We start from the raw sequence: 21,341 nt of genomic DNA, 5'->3' as shown, positions 1-21,341 counted from the left end.
GCGTAGCTTGTAAAAGCTACACATCTACCAATATCTGCTCTTCCACATGAGGATGCTTTTCCAGCAAAGCATACATATCATCTGATGTTTCGATCGACTCGCACTCGGCAATTAATCTGTCAATAATATGGGGTTCAATGAAGGTATATCGATTAACTATTTCTGCACCTTTCAAACAAGGATTCTCATATCCATCGTTTTCCCATTTAATCAGGATCTCATTCATTTCCCTGTAAAAATGAATAGATATAGTGTTGTCATAATCATAGAACTCAAATTTTTTAGAGTCATAACCTACAACCTCTATCAAAAAGTATGGATTTTCGACATTGGTTATCTGGAAGATATCAAAATCTAAAGATTCATACCTTTCCATGTTTTCAACTATCGGATTTCCGAAAACGGATATCTTCAATGAATCATTAACTGGCTTCCATTTTGCATCCTCAATGAGTGCAAATGCACCCTTATTACCAGATCCACAGTATCCGGGTGTGGAGAATATAGAAAGTAATTTTTCATTGAACCACCATTTGTAGCCTTCCTCTAATTCGGAGCGACCTCTTATTATCATTTCAAGTCCGTTCAGCCTCAGGAACTCCTCACAGATATCCGGACCAAATAACTCTGCTCCACATTTATGCGGAGATTCCTTTAGTCTCCTATCTTCCTGTGGATCATTCCATAAGTAAGGGTGATAATGTTCTTTTTTGATAAGGTCTAAAGTCACAGGATGGCCTATTCCTCCATGAACACAAAAGCACTTTTCATTTAAAACAGCAGCAACTGGCATCTTTTTAAATGTACTGTTCACAAGAGCGAACATCTCATCATCTTCATCCAGATCATCATAAAGTCCTGATAACCTGTTTATTTCTGCAGTTTCGTGTGTTCCTCTTAACAGAAAAACCCAACCCGGGTGCTCAATCTTTAACTGGAATAAGTATTGAAGAATCTCTATGGAACAATTTCCCCCATCAACAAAATCTCCAAGAAAAATCAAAGGTGGGCAATTATTCTCTTCCCATGCTTCTAATATGAATTCCAACGCCTCAAAATTACCAAGTAAATCACCCACTATCATAGCAGATGACCACTCTATCTGGACGACCGCAGGCTCAGATTCAAATAAAGAGGAAACTTCTTCGTTAAGTTCTTTAAACGATTTTTTAAATTCCAGGTCATCCTCATCCACATCCAAAAGCCGTTTCCATTCAAGAGAATGCTTAGCAATCAAAGGATATAGATCATCCAATGTTTCAATCGATCTGCACTCAAGAATCAGTTTTTCAATAGCATTTGATTCGGTGAAGGTGTATACATCTACTATTACTGCTCCCTCACATAATAAACTCTCATCTCCATGATTATAACTAATAACCAGAATGTTATTTCCAGTAAAACGGAATATTATTGATATAGTACAACCTGTTTCAGAATCATAGAATTCAAATATTTTTGAATCATGGCTTATAACCTTCGACAAAAAATATGAATCATCTTTTGACATGCTAAAAACAAATGTATTTAGGTCTACGTCTTGCGTTTTACATTCATTCTGCTCTATAAATACAAATGCTCCATCATTGTATAATCCTTTGTATTCAAGTACTGAGGACAAGGATAATAACTTTTCATCATCGTCTAATTCATTCCACTCTAGTGCTGAGGGTAGGGATATTAATTTTCCATAAAATCCTCCATCATCGTCTAATCCATTGTAGTCAGGTGTTGAGTACAGGGACATTAACTTTCCATCAAACCACCACTTATAACCGTCCTTTAACTCCGAGTGAGCCTTTATTATCATGTCAAGTTTGTTCAATTTCAAGAACTCCTCACAAATGTCCGGACCAAAAACCTGTGCACAAGACCTATGAGGAGATTCTTTTAACCCATTTTCTTCTTGTGGGTCGTTCCACAGGTAAGGATGGTAATGTTCTTTTTTAATTTGATCAAGAGTTACTGGCTCCCCTATTCCTCCATGGACACAAAAAACATCTCCATTTAAAACTGCAGCAATAGGCATCTTTTCAAATGTCCTGTTCACAAGAGTAAATAACTCATCGTCTTTGTCCAGGTCAGCATAAAGTCCATAGTAAGCATTTGTTTCTGCAGTCTCATGATTGCCACGAAGCAGGATGAAATCATCCGGCTGATTGATTTTTAACTTGAACAAATAAGAGAGCAGTTCAACTGAATGAGCACCTCTGTCAACGTAATCTCCGAGAAATATGTATTTTTTGCAATTAAGTTCCTCACCTTTCTTTAATATGAAATCCAATGCTTCAATATTGCCATGAAGGTCGCCTACAATAATGACCGAGGAAAAATCCACATGAACAACAGCTGGTTCAGATTCAAACAAAGACGATACGTTATTGTTAAGCTCACAAAATAATGTTTTTTCCACTAAGATCCCACCGAAATGTATGATTTACTGACAATCAATTGAATGTTCATATTATACTTAAATATATTGTTTAAGTATGTATGTACATATTAATAAAAACTTATATATTGAATTAAACATAATGTTCAATCATGGAAAAAGCAAAGATGTTCACGCATCTGGTGCCGGTTGGATTCTCACCTGACAAACTGATTGAAAGCATCAAACAATTCCCAGTTCACAAGATCATCATCCTGACACACAAAGGTGATGAAGAACAGGAAATGGTACAATCCGCAGTAAAAAGCATTAAGAAGGCTTTCAAAGGATTTGAAGTTGAGAACAGAGTCGTAGAAAGGGAGAACATACTGGAATCTTCACTTGAGATGTTGGATATCATTGAAGCTGAGGTCAAAGCAGGAAGCACTGTAAAGATCAACATTTCAGGCGGCCTGAGAAACATTGGAATATCAGCATACATTGTTTCACTTGTAAGCAATGTTACAATCTATAGTGATATTCCAGAATACACAGATAAAGAGACATATCACCTTAAAGGCATTCTTGACATCCCTCTTTTCCCTATCAAAGACCTTGCCAAAGAACAGTTAAGCATACTTGAAAAACTGGAAAATGGTGTCGAATCTGTTGATGACCTTATCTCCAGATTAAAACCTGAACTTGAAAAAGGAACAACTGATTTTGGTAATGAGAGATCACGTCTCAGCCATCATATTAAGAAGCTAAGCAATGCAGGGTTCATTGAGACTGAAAAGGTCAGTAAGAACCTTGTTATTAATAAAAGTAAGTTGGGTATGATTTATATGAAGGGTAGGGAGATTAAAAGGATGATAAAATAGAAAAAGTGATGTTATTTCAAACATCACACTGCTACGAACTGATATGTTATATAATATGATAGTGATTGCAGCCCAATCATCCATCAAGTTCAATGACACTTACGTCTGGCACTATACTCCTGAACATTTCCACAGTTCCGGGATGGCAGGTAAAATAGAGCACCTGATTTGACATACTAAGCTCATTGATAGAACTGATTGCATTTCTACTTCTTACCGGATCAAAATTTACCAGGATGTCATCAAATATGATGGGCAAGGATTCTGAATGCTTACCTAGCTCCTTGATAAATCCAAATCTTAATGCAAGATAAAGCTGTTCAGCTGTACCTCTGCTCAGTTCATTTATGTTTTTACGCTTTCCAGTCACATCTTCAACATAAATATCCGAAGACCCCAGAGGCGAATATATTCGTTCATATTTTCCCCCTGTGATGTTGGAGAAGAAAGTCTGTGCTTCAGTAATAACAGCTGGCTGTCTTTCTTTTTCATACTTCTCCATTGCCTTAGAGAGAATATGCTGTGCAACAGAATATGTTGACCATTCTCTTGATTTCTCATTAAGCTCTTCTATGAGTGCTCCATGTTCCAAACGTAATTCAGAACCTTCGTTATATCCCTCAAGTGCAGCTATTTGATTTTTGATGCTTCCTTTCTCATCGTTCAGAACATCAAGTCCATCCTCGATCTCATTGATCTTTTCAGTCATCTCAACTACTTGTGCTTTCAGCAGCTCAAGTTTTGAATTCTTTAGCTCATCCATGACCTTCAAATGTTCATCATCATTTCCAGAAAGTTTTCTTATATGTGACTCCGCAACCTCATGTCCTTGTTTTGCATGAACGATTTCATCCCAGATGTTCGCATTTTTGACAAAATCACTTCCATCATCAGAATTTCCTTCTTTAAGAAGAACATTCATGTTTTCAGTAAGACCTGATAGTTTGTTCTCAGCCTCTTTGAGACTTGAAAGAAGTCTATTCATATCAGATGTGAGGGATTCAAGTTTGTTCTTTTTGCTGACCTCTTTTTCCATATCATCGTAGAGAATCTCAAGTTCGGTATCAAAATCAAGCCCGGAATTATCCTTTCCACAAGCATCAAAAATTGATTTTATTCCATCCTCATATGACTCTATAGAACTGCTATATAACTCGATCTTTTCATCCAGCTCTTTTATTTTATTCTGAATCTCATAGCAACTTTTTATTGTTGTGAACATGTCAATAATGCTTTCTGTAGTCATTTCTGGAGACAGATCATACTTTGACAACCACTCGTGCCATTTTTCCAAAACCTTGGTTCTTTCTTCTTCCCTTTCTTTGAGATTATCACTAAAGGTTTCATAGTCTCTTTGAAGATCTTCACGATCCTGAGTTAACTGCTCGACCTTTCCTGTCTTAACATATTCAGTGTCAACGTCACCACGTAACTCAATAATGGCCGTGTCAAGAGAAGACTCTGATATATCATAGTCACAAGTTTCAAGCAAATTCCTGGCATCGTCTTCAAATTCCTTTATGGATTTTTCATATAACAGAATCTGAGATTCAAGCTCTTTTACCGCAGTTTGCTTATCTTTACCCTCTTTAATATGAGCTAACTTATCATGGATATTCTCAGGCTTAATATCAGAATCCAGACTGCATGAAACAAGCCAGTCCGCCCATTCGGTTTGAGCTTTTTGATAAGCAGATCTCATCTCATCCAACTTTGCTTCGAGCTGGGTATGATTTTCATTTGCTACTCCCAAATCCTTTTCTAGATTCTGCTTCTGCAAACTGAGATCTGAAAATGTCTTTAGACCCAAAGCATATTCTTTAAGTTCGTCATATTTGTCTTCAAGCACCGGCATTTCAGGTATATCTTCAAAGCCACAAAGATTAGCATCTTTCAACATTTTTTCTCTGACTGATCGGATTTCTTCCTCTATTTGTCCTTTATTGTTGCCAGAAAAGCCAGCATTCGTGTTATTTGCAGGAAGGTGAGTATCTTTATCAGTGTTTCTCACAGATATTGCATAGATTATTGCTATAATGAACATACCAATACATGCAATTACGCCTCCTTGCAGATTATCATAAACATAACCTACACCAAAAGCTGCAACACCTACAACCGCAAAAGCTCCTGCAGGCCATATCGGCATACGTTGATTACCTGTAGCAGGTGTTTGTTTTATTAACGAAGCAAAATTCTCATCCCTCTCCAAAGACTTAAGCTCCATTTCCTTTTCTTTAAGAGAAGGATATCTTCCCTTCAAACTTTTTAAAGCAGCAAGCATTTCGTGATTTTTATTTTCAGGAATCTGAACATCAATTACATTCATTTTAGAATCGATGTCACTAATATTCTGATCGATTCTTTCAACTTCGCTTTTCATCCACCCAAGCTGAGTTTCAAAATCATGAATATTAGATTCAGTATCATTCAAATTAGATACCATGAGAGCAACATGGTCTCTCATACTATTGGATAGATCAAAATTCTCCAGTATAGATTCATCCCAATCGTTTCCAATTTCACTCAATACCTGAGTGAGCTCTCCATTCCTACTATCCAATTTAATGTTATCAGATTTTATTTTTTCAAGATTATCCCTATATCCAACAACTCTATCTGCTAGTTTCAGGATAGAAGGTCGTTGTTCCAATAAAATTCCAGAAACATGTTCTTGATTTTTGTCTTTTTTGGAAATAGAAGATTCAACAATTTCGATATTTTGACGTAACTTTTTGATTTCTCCATCAACTTCCTGTAGTTCTCCATGACGCTTGCGTACAGTATCAATTGCAGGTATTGATCTATCGAATCCATTCAATTTTTCTTCATTCCAATCAGGCCCAAGTTCCTGAAGCATTGAATCAAATTTTTTCATTTCAGACTTCAATGAAAGTCTCAGGTTAGGAAGCTCAACTTTTTCTGCTCTGTATTTTTCAATTCCTTTAACAAGCTCAGATATAGAATTCTCTTGTGCAAGAAGAGGTTCATCCAGCACAATGTTGTTCTGCTCAGTTTTATTTACTTCAATATCACTTTTCAGTTCTTCAATATTCTCATCAATATCCAGAATCTTCTCTTTGATATTGTCATATCGGTTAAGCCCGTTCTCAGGAAAACTATCAATTACAGGAAGTTCTTGAAGTTTGCTGCTATGAATCTGAAGGTCGACCCAGTCATCCCATATAGATAAAAGAGACTTGACATGTTCCTGTTTTTGCAGGAGAAATGATCTTTGATTTTTTAAATCCGCTATATCTTTTTCCTTGTCCCTTATATCCCCATGCAGCAGATCATACGTGAATTGGCCATCTTCAATCTCAGCGATTTGCTGCTCCAGATTTTTTATTTCATTGAATAGAACATTCATTGCCGGTTTTTTCCCAGTTGGTTTGTACAATTCACCTTTTTTACTATCTAAAAAACTACTAATTCCGGGAATAGATACAGCCCCAATGCCTGTACCTGCACTATATAATTTTCCACTGACAGAATCACCATTAAGCTTGTTAAAATCCTGAAGTTCATCCAGACCAAAAGCATAAACATTTTCAAAAACATCTTTGTCTGCATTACCAAGTATTGCTTGAAGCTCACTCTCACCTTTAATAGTACCATCTGAAAAATGAACTCTCAACCCAGCTTTTTTATTATGTCTTTCAATTGCATAACTGTTCTCATCATCTCCAACAATTGACAGTCTACCACCATGCGAACCGCCATTAAAAGGCAAATAATGATTACAGTTGCTATTTTTACGTGGAAAATCAAAAAACATTCTCCTGATGAATGAGAGCAAAGTAGACTTGCCTGCTTCATTTTTACCATGTAATACAGTAAGTCCTTCGCTAAAATCATTGATAGGAAAATCGTTGAATTTACCGAACCCATCTATATACAGATCAGTTATTCTCATGTTCATCCTCCGGAATCAATTTGTCTAGAAGCAAAGCTTCTGCATCTCTAGCAATTCTAATTATCTCATCTTCATCAAGAGACATTAGAGCGTGTCTTATTTTTCCTTTCCCAAAAAGAGAATGTAAAGGTTCATCAAGTTCCGTAATACCATTACCATCTGAACAAATATCATCTGTTATGCTCAAAAGATCAGAAATAAAGTCTTCTCTCGCTAAAAGACTCTCACGTTCGAATGGAAAAGATGTTTCATCCTTCAATTTTTCTAACCAAACAGAACCAAGACCATTATCATAGTTATCTCGCAGATGTTGTGTAAGATCATCCAAAGAACCATCTTTCATAAGGAATCGTTTCAAAGGACTTCGACCTTGTAGTATTAATCTGCAAATAACATGTCTCCCATCTGCAATTTCAGAAAGTTCATCCATCTTTTCCTCTAGCAGTTCTATAAGATCAGATTCAGATTCCATTTCATCAACAGACAATTCTTCTATATACCAACGAACAGAATCAACCGGAACAAAATCCACATGTACATTCCCTTTTTTACCAACTTCAACTAGCATACAACCCCGCTCTCCAGCTTCACCGGAATCTCTACCCTGTGGATTACCAGAATAGACTATGTATGGATCAGTTTCCATAATCTGATGAGCATGTATGTGGCCAAGGGCCCAATAATCATAATTTGTTTCTTTGAGATCCTGGATAGTACATGGTGAATAAGGATCATGACCTTCCGCCGAACCGACTGTACAATGAAGCAAACCTATTGTAAATGGCGATCCAGGATCCTTCTTATTAAAGTGCTTAACAAGATTTTCTTTGACATGTTTTGTCTGATAGCTTATCCCACTAATATTTGCTATCACACTTCCATTCTTTTCCACTGGAATTGTTTCTACATTGTCACCACTGAAAACCTTGACACTTTCAGGCCATTCCAGACTTGCAGACCACCCATTTAGAGGATCATGATTACCATGGGTTATATATGCTGCAATTCCTGCATCAGAAAGTTTTTTGAGACCTTCAAGGAATTTCAATTGAGCATACAGACTTTTATCGGCACCATCGTATATATCACCGGCAATCAGAAGAAAATCAGCATTTTTTTTAATGCAAAGAGCTATGATATTGTCGTAGGCTTCAAAGGTAGCTTTCATCATTACCTCACTTAATTGAGGATTTATTTCAGAAAGTCCAACAAAAGGACTGTCTAAATGAAGATCAGCAGCATGTACAAAGACAAAGCCATTATCATTATTTGTTTTTGATTTTTTTTCGTTTGCCATATAAAAAAGACCTTTTTAATTTTTGGTTATTAATATGTAAAAATAAATATTTATATTTAATTGTTTATAATTATTTGTAAGTATTTGTTCTCAAAACAGACTTAAAAACATCAATGTCTTCAGTATGGACAGGTATAACCTCTTCAGCTCCTATTTCTTTCAGCATCCATCTAATTTCCTCACCACAGGCATGACCGGAAGCATGTGTATTTTCATGCCTAATGTTAAAATGCCGGATCCAATTCTGCTTTCTGTCCTCATCAAGTTCCATTTCATCGCAGAAAGGATCACATGATGATTTTATCCAGAGCGCATTTGTAGGTTTGATATCTGCAAGCTGTCCTATCTCCCACATGCTCATCGAAACAACATAATCTATAGGTGAATCTTTCAGCTCATCACAGGTAATAGAATTAGATCGCTGGATGTATTCACGCTCCCATACCGCATAATCCTTCTCAACTTGCTCCGGTGCCATACCATTTCTATTAACCAGACCCCAGTTTTTTCTTGGAACAAGAATCTTCACTTCATCCAGACAGAATGGACAATGAGAGCCCAGATTCTCTATGAGATATGCAAGCTTCATTGGAACAACAAAATGCCTTGCGTTCTCCCTTGCTGCATTGAAGATACTGGTGGTACGGTCAATATCTCTGATAGGATGTTCAACAAAGACCATTCCTTCTGATTGGGAGATAAGTTCAGTGATCTTATCTTTGACATCTGCTTCACTATTTCGTTCATTGCTGTTGATTCGTGTCCCTTCGCACAGTAACCATTTAGGTCTGGCTTCACGAGCTTTCTCAACAAATCTCCTGCTGAGGTGTCCGTTCGAACCATGAAACCTGATGTCACCAGTGTAAACAATATTTCCTTCATCAGTATAAATGATGAATCCACAAGCACCAGGCAAAGAATGGTCTACAGGAATCATTTCCACTTCAAGACTTCCGACGGAAATCCTTTCACCTTCTTCCATCACATGAAAATCTCTTTCGTGAATATATTCCTCTTTTTTCCGGTCAACTCTGGAAAGTCCGCCATTCTTATTCCCATAAAATTTGAATGTCTCACATGCATCAACAAGATCTGAAAATGTATTGCTTCCTGTTTCCTGCAGGCATTCAAGTATTATTTTGCTGGCATCCGTACAGTATATTGGAATATCCCATCTCAGAAAATGAATGTACTGTGCATGGTCTGCATGAGCATGTGACAGAAGAACTGCGTCAATCGATCTTTCCTCTTCTTCCCTGCCCATATGTGCAAGATAATCCTCTCTGTAGATGCCTTCCATCTCCGGAAGTAATCCAAATTCAAAGAAGTCACCAAGACCTGAACATTTTCTGGGATTCAGAAATTCCGAGAAGAACAGGCCGTTCTGTTTAAAGCTCATTCCAAAATCAAGGAATACCCTGGTTCCCTTATGCTCAACCAGTATCTTGTTACCGCCAATTTCTCCATCTCCACCCAATACATTGATCGATACCATCATTCCACCATTATAACCTGATCATTGTTGTCCTATACCTTTGACACTAAAAATGTCCTTGATACTATTCAGAACATAATCTGCTTTGGTCTGACAACTTTCATTGATATTTCGATCACCATAAGAAGCATATGCCGTCACCATTCCAACTTGATTTGCAGGTTCTATATCCCTTCGCAGACTATCTCCCACAAAAAGTACCTCTTCGGCTTTGAGTCCTACACTGGAGAGAGCATGATAAAAAACATTTATATCAGGTTTTGAAGTCTTAGTAACATCTGCAGTAATAACATGATCAAACATCTCCATAAGTTCTAATTTCCCAAGCCTTTTTGTAGCATTTCTGTGACTGGCATCTGTGACAATGAACAATCTGAATTTCATCTTCCTGAGCATTTCAAGTGTTTCTTTCACATGAGGATAGAGTTTAATCGACCCGATCTTAGTATCATCATAAATCATTGAGCAGTTTTCATAAACCTCATCAGAATAAACATTTAAATCTACAAGATAATCACGAATATTCTCCGGACTCTCAAAATTATGCATGTTTCTCAAAAAGTACATAAGGAGCTCTTCAGCGTTTCCAGCTCCTATATTAGCTACTATGGCATCACAAGATGCTATCTTAGCCTCTACAAGATCAAAGAGTGTATTGTCCATATCGAACATTATACCCTTTATTTTTCTATTTTCAGATCCATCAATTCTCTGCATATTTCAAGTTCCCTCATAAATGTCTCAAGAAGTTTTCTGTCCTGAAACACCAATTTTAGAGCATCATCGTCTCTCCCTTTATGTCCAAATTCCCCATAGACAATAACAGAATTGCATTTAATGAATCCATTCATAATAGCAAGCCAATAAACAAGTTTTACAAGCTGGTCAGAACTGCATTCTTTTGTATCCAGATGAGAAGGATATTTGAAAAGGAAAAAATCAAGACCTTTTCCCTCACATAAATTAGAAACAAGTGTATCTGCAGTAAGGAATACAACATAAGCATCACTGTCTTCTGCATCAAACTTGTGAATTGCATTGATAATTATTCTGTCGTTTTCTTCGGAATCTTTTGTTGATGGTAAGTCTGATTTAACTTCTGTAAGAGAATGCCTTCTTATATTAGTATACTCTTTCATTGCAACGTAAGCAGCTTTTCTAGATTTTTTCATTTTCTGATTGCCTAATTTCCCCAGAAGATTAGTGTTATAAGTAGCACACTTTTTCATTTCATTAATTTGATTTGGCCTGTATTTGAAATTTATAGCACTTTCAATTTCTTCATAAACCGTGCTAGCAACAAGATAACGATATTTATTTAGGAAACTGGCTTGCGAAGGAAAACCTTGATAAAACATATTCGTATCAAATGCAAAATATACAACCTTGTTTTTATTGACCTTCTCATAAACCAACATCTGATCTTTGAATTCATCCATATTATCATATTGAATGATTCCACTCCAAAGCATGCAATCGCTTATATCTCCATAACTGGGAAACTCATCTGAGCAACTACAATTTTCATACAGATCATAAAAATTTTCATTTTCACACAATAGATTCAGTTTATAACAGTCACCTGAGGTTTTTGCCTTTAGAAGTTTAAGATTAAATAACGGGTACTCAAGGTAAATCGATTCTTTACCAAAGAGGTTTAGCAATATCTGGAGCTCGTCCTTCTGTATAACTACGCTATTTTCTGTGACTTTAGGCTTCATTTATAACAACCTCAGCCTGTTCTTTGAAATCATTCAATTGTTGTATCTGATAAGGGATCATTGTGTATGGTCTGGGAATTATTTCTTTGACTGAAAGATAGAACACATGATCAACCAATGAAAGATTGATTGGTAAAAGAGTACCTGCAACAAGCGTTTTCTTTCCAGGAGTTATGTCAACAGCTACAACATCGCCGGCATTTTTTCTAGCCTTTATTAATTCAACAATGCACTGAACCATTTTCATAAAATCGTTATCAGAGTTAACTTCACATTCATATTCAGAAACAACTTCATATCTGATATCCGGAGAAATGTTGAACTTTTCTGATAATATTTCCAGACCGCTAACCGTAGTGTCTATATCTTGGGCTAGTTCACTGATTTGGCCTTCTGCAAAAAGGACAATCTCATCAGGAAAGAAACCTTTCTCACGAAGTACCGCATGATATGAGTTCAGGACCGCCCATATCGAGCGTCCTAGCATAGTTATGTAGACCTTCTTTTGCCCATTATCTGTCATAGATATCACTTTTTCTTATGATAGAACTATTTGCTTCCCACCCAATGAATCTGCATGTGCCGGATGACAGGTAAATATAATCACCTGCTTATCCTCCGCAAACTTGCGGAGTAGTTCCCCTGTTCTTTGCTGTCTTTCTGGATCCATGTCTACAAACGGATCATCCATTATCAGAAAACCATTTGCTTCCTGAAGGAAATATTTAGCCATTGACAGCCTGAGAGCCAGAGATAGTACATCCTTTGTTCCTGCAGAGAGCAAATCATAATCAAGGACTGCTCCATCATCTCTTACAAATCCACATGGAACACTTTTTCCCTCATCCATTTGCACAGAACTATGTCTGCCATCGGTCATGAATGAAATATATTCCTCGAGATCCTTTTTCAGATCACCATAAGTATCAGAGTCCATATCTTCAAGAATATCCTGAGCAACTTCTTTGATTCTAGCTATAGCTTCGGCTTTTCGGAGTACTTTGTTAAATGCAGCTTCTGCTTCTTTTTTCCGGTCTTCAAGCTCCTCAGCAGATTCATCAGAAGCATCTTTTTCAATCTCAAGACGATGCTGGAGTATTTTGTATCTATTTTCAGTATATTGATTGAATTCATCTTCCACAGATTCATACTCTGAGATAAAATCTTCATCACTATCCATACCCTCAGGAAGAGCTGATAAGCTGTTGATCTCTTTTTCAAGCTCATCCTTGTGAAGGCTTATTTTTCCAAGTTCGAGGAATAGATCGCTCTTTGACTTGTGCTTGGAAACAAGCTCATTAACCTTTTCAGTATGTAATTGTAGCTGATTTTTATAGTTGCCAACATCAATATCAAGCCTTGTTACTTCTTCTACAATAGTAGCAAGAGGTCTGGTTGATGTTTCCAGAGTTGGGTCTACACCAATATGCTCAATTTTCTCGAGGATCGCTTCGTAAGAATCGTCGCCGAGTTCTTTTTCAAAATTCTTGGTAGCGTTCTCAAAGGCACCCACAGCTTCATTGTACTGCTTATTAATTTCTTCAGCTTCATCTAAAGATTTCAAATCGTGATTGGTTAGAAGCTCTATCTTCTTCTTTTTTGCAACTTCAAAGTTTTGAACGACCTTATCTATCTCTTCTGCCCCAGAACTAATCTCAAGTTTCCAGTCGGAGTGCTTAATTTTTATTTTGCCACCTGCTTCAATAACTAAACTCTCGCCTAAAATTAGTTCTTTTGTGTATTCATCATCAAGGTCTTTTAGTATGTTTAATTTGAGGTCAGCCATTGCCTCAAAGTTTGCCCTAAGCTCCCCGGCTTCAACACTTGCTTTCAGTTTGTCTACATCATTGAAGACATCCCTTATGTTTTTAAGTTCGGTGTTATCAAGTTTTTTTACGGATTTTAAAGCTTCTTCAGCATCGTCCATTTCTCCCTTTAGTTTTTCAAGAGATGTAAACTTCTGGACCAATTCTTCATTTTCAGCCTTTATTTCAGCTATCTTTTTTTCCTCTTTCAATTCTGCAAGTTTTGCTTCCGCAAGTGGTATCTTTCCATTGAGTTCTTTAATCTCATTTTCTGATGTAATCCATTCATTGTTATCCTCCGAAAAAGTAGCAATCTTATTCTCTGATAACACAAAATCTGAGATTTTTATACTTCTTTTTCGTGCATCCTCAACTATCTTTTTATTTTCTTTCAGGTACTTGTCCTTCAAAAAAAGTTCCGAATCACAATCTTGCAGATCCCTGTTTAATCTATCAAGTTCCTCTTCATATGCAATTGCATTTTGATACTTTGACTTGAGAGATTCCTTATCGTAAAAAGCACGCAAAACCTTCCCCACACCCTTTACATAAGGGTTTTCAATACCCCTATTGTTCTCTGGATAATTTTGAATACGATCCCAGTGTTCAAAGTAATCTTTGTAAAGTTCATCAGTTTTTTTATTGAACTTTTCAACTGAAACTCCTTCTGTTTCAAACACTGCTTTTCTTATCACATCCCCAAGTGAATTTAGAGTTTCAGAGTCTGATTTCAACTCATCGAGGGTCTTTGCAAGTCCAGACTGATACGTCATTAATACCGACTTATAGGTACCAGGCCCGGCAGCCATAAAAGTCCCTAGTTTTTCGTTTACATTATCCTCATTTGATATCAGGCTTCCATCCGGCAGAACTAATTGTGAGAACTTTGACCCGCCCCAGCTTTTCTTCAAAGTATGAAGCTCTTCATTGTAAAGCAACTGAAGCTCGACATTTGAGGTATCCCCTCCAACCGGGATATGGTTCTTCATCTCATTTTCGAAACTTCTCTTATTGAGTTTTGAAGGTGTGAAAAGAACTTTTTGTATACCACTATAGATAGTTGATTTTCCCGCCTCATTAGGACCGACTATAACATTAAGCCCTTCTTCCAGTACTATTTCCCTGTCAGATAATCCGCCAAATGGGCTCAAGCGAACTTTTTTAATGATCATGACTTCAACTCCTTCATCAACTCATAAGCTACTTGTAAAGCTTCCTGGTCGCTCTCATCCACTGTAAGCTTACTAAGGAGTGAATGAGGAAACGAACCCTCCGTAAACTCTTTTTCAATAAGCTTTGGATCAATAACCTGAGTAACCTCACTATAATCAGGTTTGAAGTAGAAGAGATCTGGAACCATACTTCTGATATCTTTTAACGTCTCATATTCCTCTTCGGATAGACGACCTTTTAACTTAAGTTTGAGTAAAACATTAGAAGTAGCTGTAGGAACTAAGTTGCTTAAAACCAGATCAACCTTTGAATCATGTTCTAATGCCACATCACAATCCATGAAGAAAAAGTTACCTGTAGATATGGAATCTGCCTTAATCTTCTTGTCCTCATCAATTTCAAGTATCCAGGCTTTTCCTTCATGTCGACAATCAAATCCATCAGGTTCAGGAGTTGCAGGATAGAAGATACGGTCTCTTGGCCCGGGTTTAGCAGGATATTGAATGTGTGTGTGACCCATTAACCAGAGATCCATTTCACATTCATCAAGCTGAGCATGTGTCATTGGGAAATATCTACCGTCAAAATCGGGAGAAAAACCATCAAGGCTTCCATGTGCAATTCCTATATGATACAGTATATCCGGGTCTTTTTGTTCATCTTTTATCCATCCAATACAATTTTCACTGGAATGTTTGGAATTGCATGGAGCAGGATAGATATTGACATCAAGGTCATAATGTTGAAGAGATTCCACTTTTTTTGACTTTAGAACTTTCACATTATCGCCTGCATGCCCTTCAAATATTGACCACAGGTCTCCCTCTTCACCAGTTATGTAATCATGGTTTCCAGGGAGCAATGCAAGTATGTTCCCTTGAAAATTATTAAGGATCTGTGCTGTACGCAGAATGTCTTTTTTGGATACTGAGACCTTATCAAAAAGATCCCCAGCAATTACAAACATGTCACACTTTTCTTCGTTTGCTCTCTCTACAAGCCTCTCCAGTGTAAAAAAGCGCATATTTGCAAGATCCTCTTGTACCTCAGGATACCTTGAAAACTTCATTCCTAAATGCACGTCTGAAGTATGAAATATTTTTAAGCTCACCCAAATACCTCCGGTTATATTCTAGATAAATGAGTTTATTATTATATTAATTTATGTAATACATATCTACATTTAGTATAATTAATATTACCAATCACTTTGAGGCACTTGATTTTTTGATTGCCAGAATTCTTTAGTCCTGACATCCATTATAGTCAATCTGCCCCTCCATCCTGCACCAGTATCCAGCATCCACAGATTATGGAATCTTATTGGCTCGAATGAACCAAATGCTTCAGTTGTAGTGTGTCCAACAAAGACCTCATAATACCCACGTATCCTGCGGTATTTAGCAAATGTTATCAATTGCCTCTCCCAGACAAGTTCATGCAAACTCTGTTCTTCAATCGGTTTATGTGGATCAAAACCACCATGAACAAATAGGGATCTCTTCCCGTCAATCGTTTCAATATAATAGGGAACACCGCTATCAATGAACTCTTTATGAGATTCAGGAATAATCTCATCATTATGAAGGCGATAGGAATACAATGTATCTAAGCCACCCTGATGCGTCCACACCGGCAATTCTACACCTGTTTTCAAAAAATCACGGAACCATTCTCCATCATGATTTCCCCAGACATAGACTAAATTCGGCAATTTCCTGAGATATTCTATGACATGATAAGTTTGCATTCCCCCGTCGCAAACATCCCCAAGACAGATCAGCTTATCCTCTTCAGGATCAAAACCGGACTTATCAATGACTTCCATAAGGGCATTGTAGCGTCCATGAATGTCACCTATTACAAAAGTCTTCATTTCAGTACCCCAAAAATCTATCAAATCTTTCCGTTATCGCAATATACAAGAACTCAATCTCTTCATCCGTGTACAGATTGTGTTCTAGTTTTATGATAATATCTCTGCTGACAGCTGAATGTATGAAATCTGTATTGTAGTAACCTTCTATGATGTAATCTCTCATCGCTGTAATGCCTGGAAGGATATCCTCATTATCTGATGCAGGGATCAAATGATCATCTTTTTTGATAATTTTTAAATAGATATCTTTCAAAAACCTTCTTGCGTTACTTATGTTTATGGTCACTGAACCACTCTCATTTTATGATCAATAGCCTATCCAAAGTGTTTGAGTTCCATACTTTAGTACATAATAATTAGTTAAACATAATATTTAAGTATTATTGCTACTTACAATTATACTGGGGATGTCAATAGCAGTAGCAAAAGGAAATTATTCTAAATGTGACGGAAGTGGTAAAATAGATAATTCTCAGAAGATCAGTAAGTTAACAAAAAAACTTGGTAGTGAAATAACATCTGTCCGGAAAAGTACATTAAATGAACTTGCTTCCCTTGGAGAACCAGGCATTCTGGCCATGATAGATGTTCTGGAAGATGATGTTAACTTTATGTACATACATTCTGAGGTCATCAAAACACTGAGCTCTATGGAGGAGCCTGCAGTTCAGTTGATTATTGAATCTCTTGACAGCGAAAGTGATGCTAATATTCAGTGGAAGCTTTTGGAAGCACTGAATGCTATCGGAGAGCCGGCTATCGAACCACTCTTGCAGATGCTGGGGAGCAAGAACCCTGTGGAGAGGTCCAATGCAGCAAGAACATTTGGACTTATGAGTGATAAAAGAGCAATAGAGCCCCTTATAACACTACTTGCTTCAGATAGCGACTGTGGACCGAGAGGAAATGCGGCAGAAGCACTTGGAAAAATAGGTGATGAAAAAGCTACGGATGCATTGATCGAATCATTGAACGATACAGAAGCTTTTGTTAGACGGGAATCAGCAAAAGCACTTGGCAAACTAAAAAACAAAAAAGCAGTTGACCCTCTTATTAAGTTGTTAAAGGATCCTGCATACAAGGTAAGAGCAGATGCTGCTACTGCCCTTAAAGAGATAGGTGATGATAGGGCAGTTGCACCTATGATAGAGGTGTTGGATTCGCGTGGAGGAGGGTGGTACTGGTCCGCAGACTTTTTCATAAAGGCTGCAATTTTGAATTTCAAGAGCATAAGGACAGTTGAACTGCTCATTGAGGCTTTCAGAAGTGACAATATTGACATAAAACAACCTGCTGCTGAAACAGTTGCAAAGATGGGGAATATTGCACTAAAACCTCTTGTTCAAGCATTGGAGGATGAAGACATTGAGGTCAGATATTGTGCTGCCAAAAGTCTCGGATTGAAAGGAGATAAAAGAGCCGTTAAAGCACTCAAGAGAGTTGCTGAAAATGAAAAAGAGGATTGTGATGTTAGAGGAATTGCATGGCTGGCTTTAAAGAGAGTAGATGAAAATAAAAACACACTTCATATTGATGTATAAGATGCTACCAGACTCTTTCGGACATGTCTGTAATAGAATGTTTGTTTGAGTTTAATCATCTGAATATTATTAATATGGAATTCAAGAATTTGATTAAAATCCAGAGTTTTAATTATTTAAAATCAGGTCAGAATTTGATATTTTTAAAGAATAGAGTACATACACCCATGCTTTTCAGTTAAAGCTAAGATGTATGCACTCAAGGGTACCATTCCGATTAGAAAAATGGTACACAGGCTAATCCAGAACAGAGCAGTCCCCCCATGAAATAGGATATATTGAAATAACTACACGGCAGCTGGTCGCCTTGAATATGAATCTTACAAAAGTTTACATATAAATCGGGTTGGTCGAGTGCTTAGCTAATCGCTATTTATTGATAGTCCGACAAGTGTCTTTTGATCATTGATTAATTATAATTGACCTCCTCACTACTGTAAGGATAGAATCAATGACTTATGCGTAGCATATCTCTGATATACGACACAATTAAAACAAACCATATTGTGTAAAACTTAACGTATTGGGGGATTCCCATATACTAAATTCTTCACTCCTCACAATAGTATACGTTGGCATCCATATATATTTATTTCTATTAGACTATAAAAATAATATAATGCTTAAAGTCTCAAAAACAATACCAACTTTTCATAAGGTTATAGTTAATAGTTATGTGATTATTCTGGCAAAAAAGTTACATCTTTTGTTTCTGGAGATTTAGACATGGACTTGCACATGGCAGGAGTAGGTAACTTAATATTTAGTCTAATTCAATCCATACTGCTTATTATTGCAGGATTTTGACTATCAGTTACGGTTCAATAGGTATCTACAGAGCCAGAATTGCTAGATTATGCCTGAAATGGTTGCAATACAAAGTATTTTAATATCCAAGCCCATACAACTTACAAGGGATGCTATTACAGCAGCCACAATTTCTGCAAGGGTGATTTCTAGCGCGAACACGAAGTCACCCTTGCTTATTAGCAATACGACACTATAACCTCATTAGTATCATGCTCTTTGATAGCTTTTTATGCAGCAAAGAGGCTGCCATATGTCATTTTTACCATCAAATTCAAGGAACTATAACAAAGTCAAATTAAGGCAGAGGTTTGCAGGTGTGGATTCATTTTATGTCTGAAGTTTAATTTCATTAAACATACAGAACTTTTCATTAAATCCAGATATCCTGAACAATCAATCGATATGTTTTACCTGAACTATTCAATTGATTTATAGCATCAAAATATTGTAGGTGTGATGTTGCCCCAACCCTATGGCGCAAGTGGAAAATAATTAATTTATTATGTTAACTGAAAATAGAGAATCTCTCAGACGCGCAATAAAAAAGAGTACGAGGGATGGGAGTCGAACCCATGAATCACTAAGAACATGATCTTAAGTCATGCGTCGTTGGCCACTTGACTACCCTCGTATGTTGATTCTTTATTTATTTTTTCTGACTGCTTCTTCTCACTGCGTTTTTGCCCTATGAAGTCCGACGCCATGATTCGAATCGAATCTTAAGTCCGGCGCCTTTGACCAGCTGGGCAACCCTCGCAGTTAGAATAGTAGTGTATGCCGGTCGTGTGGTCTTGAACACCAGATAATAACAATTAAGTTACTTAAGTCTTATTATAGCTGATATGAAAATCACGTTTCTTGGCACAGGTACCGGGATACCTCAGGACGGAAGGGTACAATCCGGTGTATTGCTTAACACAGGGAAAAATCTCCTGCTTTTTGATTGCGGCTGCGGGGTTCTTGGAAGAATCCATGAGAGCGGGTACGAACATAAGGACATAGATGCCATAATAATCACACATCTGCACCTGGACCACGTAGGAGATATACTGGCACTCATCAAGGCCAACTGGCTTTTAGGGAAGACAGACATGCGTATATACGGGCCTCAGGGCACAAAGGAATGGTTTGAGAAGACACTGGACGTTTATGACTATCTCAGGGACAGGTTCACAGTAGAAATAACAGAACTATCGCCAGAAGAGGAATTTATACCACAAGGTACAGAAGGCAATTGTAACTGCAATATCAGGTCTGCTAAGACCGCACACACCGATAATTCCCTTGCCTATCGCATAGAAAGCAGCCACAAAACCGTGGTTTACACAGGCGACACCGAGCCCTGCCAGGAAGTCATGGAACTGGCAGAGGATGCAGATGTACTCATACATGAATGCTCCTTCCCGCTGGGATTCCCCATGACAAACCACACCACACCTGACTTGCTAACACTCATGATGGACGAATATCCCTTAACAGCAAAAAAACTCTATCTCACACACCTCTATCCTCAAATGCAGGGACGTTACAGGGAAGCAACCGACCATATTAGAAAGTACTACAAAGGCGAGGTCATAATCGCAAAAGACCTCATGGTAGTTGAAATTCAGGACGATTGAATTTTAACAGGATTTAATCGTAAAAACTGGATAATAACAAAACAGGATTACAGCAAAAGCAGGATTGATCCACAGATAAATCAGGTTTAAAAGTTAAGCCGGGAATCCGGCTCATACTTTTCAATAATGAATTCAATTCTTAAAGGTTCTCCAGAACTTCAATAATTGCCTCGCCAAACTCTTCAGCGCTTGCCGGATCCCTTCCGGTGACAACATTATCCACAACGATCACACTCTCATCCTCATAGATAGCTCCACCCTTCTCAAGCTCTTTTATAGACTCAGGATCCTTAAACACAGTAGCCCTCTTACTCTCAAGGACACCTGCCCTTGCAAGAACCACAGGAGAAATACAAATAGCGGCAACAACTTTTTCCTGCTCAAATGCCTCTGCGACAAGTTCCCTGAGATTCTTATCAGACCACAGGTACTTTCTTGAACCCGGACCGCCGGATATAACAATTGCATCATACTCTGCAATAATAACTTTATCAATTGCAACATCAGGTTTTACAGACCTTCCAAGAACACCGGAAGCCTCATTGGTGGTTTTACTTGCAATGGTAATAGTTACACCTGCATCCTCAAAAACTTCCCTGGGCTCAAAGAACTCCTCATCCCTGAAACCTTCCTGTGCAACGACCATTAAAACTTTTTTACTATCTAGATCTGATCCTGGCATATTATCACTTTATTATCAACTTCTCCATGTCTATTTTCATCTTTCCGGCTTAGTAATGTCAGACCCAAGAGGATCTTCCAAAATGATCCTATATTTATATACTGACAATTAGATATTTTTACATTTCAAATACTTATAATTGACGCATTTG

Annotated in this window: 15 protein-coding genes and 1 tRNA gene; 3 read left to right on the top strand and 13 right to left on the bottom strand. The window is 37.5% G+C overall.

What is annotated here, in order from left to right; translation table 11 throughout:
• Positions 1-16: 16 nt before the first annotated feature.
• Positions 17-2,413 (bottom strand): metallophosphoesterase, encoded by a 2,397-nt coding sequence (locus V7O61_RS07460; protein WP_288067653.1) that lies wholly within the window; start codon positions 2,411-2,413, stop codon positions 17-19.
• 131 nt (positions 2,414-2,544) lie between these two features.
• Between V7O61_RS07460 and V7O61_RS07455 the strand changes: the two genes are divergently transcribed.
• On the top strand, positions 2,545-3,252 hold the full coding sequence (locus V7O61_RS07455) for a DUF6293 family protein (protein ID WP_288067654.1): 708 nt from the start codon (positions 2,545-2,547) through the stop codon (positions 3,250-3,252).
• Between the two features lie 76 nt (positions 3,253-3,328).
• Here the strand turns inward: V7O61_RS07455 and V7O61_RS07450 are convergent, their stop codons facing one another.
• The 10 genes from V7O61_RS07450 to V7O61_RS07405 form a co-directional block, all read right to left on the bottom strand.
• Positions 3,329-7,168: an AAA family ATPase gene (locus V7O61_RS07450; RefSeq protein WP_288067655.1), complete on the bottom strand. Its 3,840-nt coding sequence runs from the start codon at positions 7,166-7,168 to the stop codon at positions 3,329-3,331.
• Complete coding sequence (locus V7O61_RS07445; RefSeq protein WP_288067656.1) at positions 7,155-8,465, bottom strand: DNA repair exonuclease; 1,311 nt, start codon at positions 8,463-8,465, stop codon at positions 7,155-7,157. The genes V7O61_RS07450 and V7O61_RS07445 overlap by 14 nt, the downstream gene beginning before the upstream one ends.
• Before the next feature lie 70 nt (positions 8,466-8,535).
• The gene (locus V7O61_RS07440; RefSeq protein ID WP_288067658.1) at positions 8,536-9,963 is read right to left on the bottom strand and encodes an MBL fold metallo-hydrolase; all 1,428 of its coding nucleotides are present in this window, start codon (positions 9,961-9,963) and stop codon (positions 8,536-8,538) included.
• An 18-nt stretch (positions 9,964-9,981) separates the two neighbouring features.
• Positions 9,982-10,677, bottom strand: a complete 696-nt coding sequence (locus tag V7O61_RS07435) for an HAD family hydrolase (RefSeq protein WP_288067659.1) — start codon at positions 10,675-10,677, stop codon at positions 9,982-9,984.
• Positions 10,641-11,681: a PIN domain-containing protein gene (locus tag V7O61_RS07430; protein WP_288067661.1), complete on the bottom strand. Its 1,041-nt coding sequence runs from the start codon at positions 11,679-11,681 to the stop codon at positions 10,641-10,643. The genes V7O61_RS07435 and V7O61_RS07430 overlap by 37 nt, the downstream gene beginning before the upstream one ends.
• Positions 11,671-12,204, bottom strand: coding sequence for a hypothetical protein (locus V7O61_RS07425; RefSeq protein WP_288067663.1), 534 nt, complete (start codon positions 12,202-12,204; stop codon positions 11,671-11,673). Before V7O61_RS07425 ends, V7O61_RS07430 begins: the two co-directional genes overlap by 11 nt.
• A 15-nt stretch (positions 12,205-12,219) precedes the next feature.
• On the bottom strand, positions 12,220-14,658 hold the full coding sequence (locus V7O61_RS07420; RefSeq protein ID WP_288067664.1) for an ATP-binding protein: 2,439 nt from the start codon (positions 14,656-14,658) through the stop codon (positions 12,220-12,222).
• Positions 14,655-15,770 carry a DNA repair exonuclease gene (locus tag V7O61_RS07415; RefSeq protein WP_288067666.1) on the bottom strand — a complete coding sequence of 372 codons (1,116 nt, stop codon included), beginning with the start codon at positions 15,768-15,770 and terminating at the stop codon, positions 14,655-14,657. Before V7O61_RS07415 ends, V7O61_RS07420 begins: the two co-directional genes overlap by 4 nt.
• An 87-nt stretch (positions 15,771-15,857) precedes the next feature.
• On the bottom strand, positions 15,858-16,535 hold the full coding sequence (locus V7O61_RS07410; RefSeq protein ID WP_288067668.1) for a metallophosphoesterase: 678 nt from the start codon (positions 16,533-16,535) through the stop codon (positions 15,858-15,860).
• Between the two features lies 1 nt (position 16,536).
• Entirely contained in the window at positions 16,537-16,824 is a 288-nt protein-coding gene (locus tag V7O61_RS07405) for a hypothetical protein (protein ID WP_288067670.1), read from the bottom strand.
• A gap of 121 nt (positions 16,825-16,945) precedes the next feature.
• On the opposite strand from V7O61_RS07405, the gene V7O61_RS07400 reads away from it, so the two are divergent.
• The gene (locus V7O61_RS07400; RefSeq protein WP_288067672.1) at positions 16,946-18,079 is read left to right on the top strand and encodes a HEAT repeat domain-containing protein; all 1,134 of its coding nucleotides are present in this window, start codon (positions 16,946-16,948) and stop codon (positions 18,077-18,079) included.
• A 1,359-nt stretch (positions 18,080-19,438) separates the two neighbouring features.
• On the opposite strand, the gene V7O61_RS07395 is transcribed toward V7O61_RS07400, so the two are convergent.
• Positions 19,439-19,520, bottom strand: a tRNA-Leu gene (locus V7O61_RS07395).
• Positions 19,521-19,731: 211 nt separating this feature from the next.
• Here V7O61_RS07395 and V7O61_RS07390 point away from each other — a divergent pair.
• On the top strand, positions 19,732-20,508 hold the full coding sequence (locus V7O61_RS07390; protein WP_288067674.1) for an MBL fold metallo-hydrolase: 777 nt from the start codon (positions 19,732-19,734) through the stop codon (positions 20,506-20,508).
• A gap of 139 nt (positions 20,509-20,647) precedes the next feature.
• Here the strand turns inward: V7O61_RS07390 and V7O61_RS07385 are convergent, their stop codons facing one another.
• Positions 20,648-21,190: a DJ-1/PfpI family protein gene (locus tag V7O61_RS07385; protein WP_288067676.1), complete on the bottom strand. Its 543-nt coding sequence runs from the start codon at positions 21,188-21,190 to the stop codon at positions 20,648-20,650.
• Between the last annotated feature and the right edge of the window lie 151 nt (positions 21,191-21,341).

The organism is Methanolobus sp. WCC1 (genome assembly GCF_045690315.1).
Lineage (GTDB): Archaea > Halobacteriota > Methanosarcinia > Methanosarcinales > Methanosarcinaceae > Methanolobus > Methanolobus tindarius.
Note: the sequence above shows the minus strand (reverse complement) of the source record. Positions and strands in the feature narration are given on the sequence as shown.

Coding starts and splice junctions, on each gene's coding strand:
- V7O61_RS07455 (WP_288067654.1), top strand. CDS start 2,545: ATGGAAAAAGCAAAGATGTTCACGCATCTGGTGCCGGTTGGATTCTCA.
- V7O61_RS07450 (WP_288067655.1), bottom strand. CDS start 7,168: ATGAGAATAACTGATCTGTATATAGATGGGTTCGGTAAATTCAACGAT.
- V7O61_RS07445 (WP_288067656.1), bottom strand. CDS start 8,465: ATGGCAAACGAAAAAAAATCAAAAACAAATAATGATAATGGCTTTGTC.
- V7O61_RS07440 (WP_288067658.1), bottom strand. CDS start 9,963: ATGATGGTATCGATCAATGTATTGGGTGGAGATGGAGAAATTGGCGGT.
- V7O61_RS07435 (WP_288067659.1), bottom strand. CDS start 10,677: ATGCAGAGAATTGATGGATCTGAAAATAGAAAAATAAAGGGTATAATG.
- V7O61_RS07430 (WP_288067661.1), bottom strand. CDS start 11,681: ATGAAGCCTAAAGTCACAGAAAATAGCGTAGTTATACAGAAGGACGAG.
- V7O61_RS07425 (WP_288067663.1), bottom strand. CDS start 12,204: ATGACAGATAATGGGCAAAAGAAGGTCTACATAACTATGCTAGGACGC.
- V7O61_RS07420 (WP_288067664.1), bottom strand. CDS start 14,658: ATGATCATTAAAAAAGTTCGCTTGAGCCCATTTGGCGGATTATCTGAC.
- V7O61_RS07410 (WP_288067668.1), bottom strand. CDS start 16,535: ATGAAGACTTTTGTAATAGGTGACATTCATGGACGCTACAATGCCCTT.
- V7O61_RS07400 (WP_288067672.1), top strand. CDS start 16,946: ATGTCAATAGCAGTAGCAAAAGGAAATTATTCTAAATGTGACGGAAGT.
- V7O61_RS07390 (WP_288067674.1), top strand. CDS start 19,732: ATGAAAATCACGTTTCTTGGCACAGGTACCGGGATACCTCAGGACGGA.
- V7O61_RS07385 (WP_288067676.1), bottom strand. CDS start 21,190: ATGCCAGGATCAGATCTAGATAGTAAAAAAGTTTTAATGGTCGTTGCA.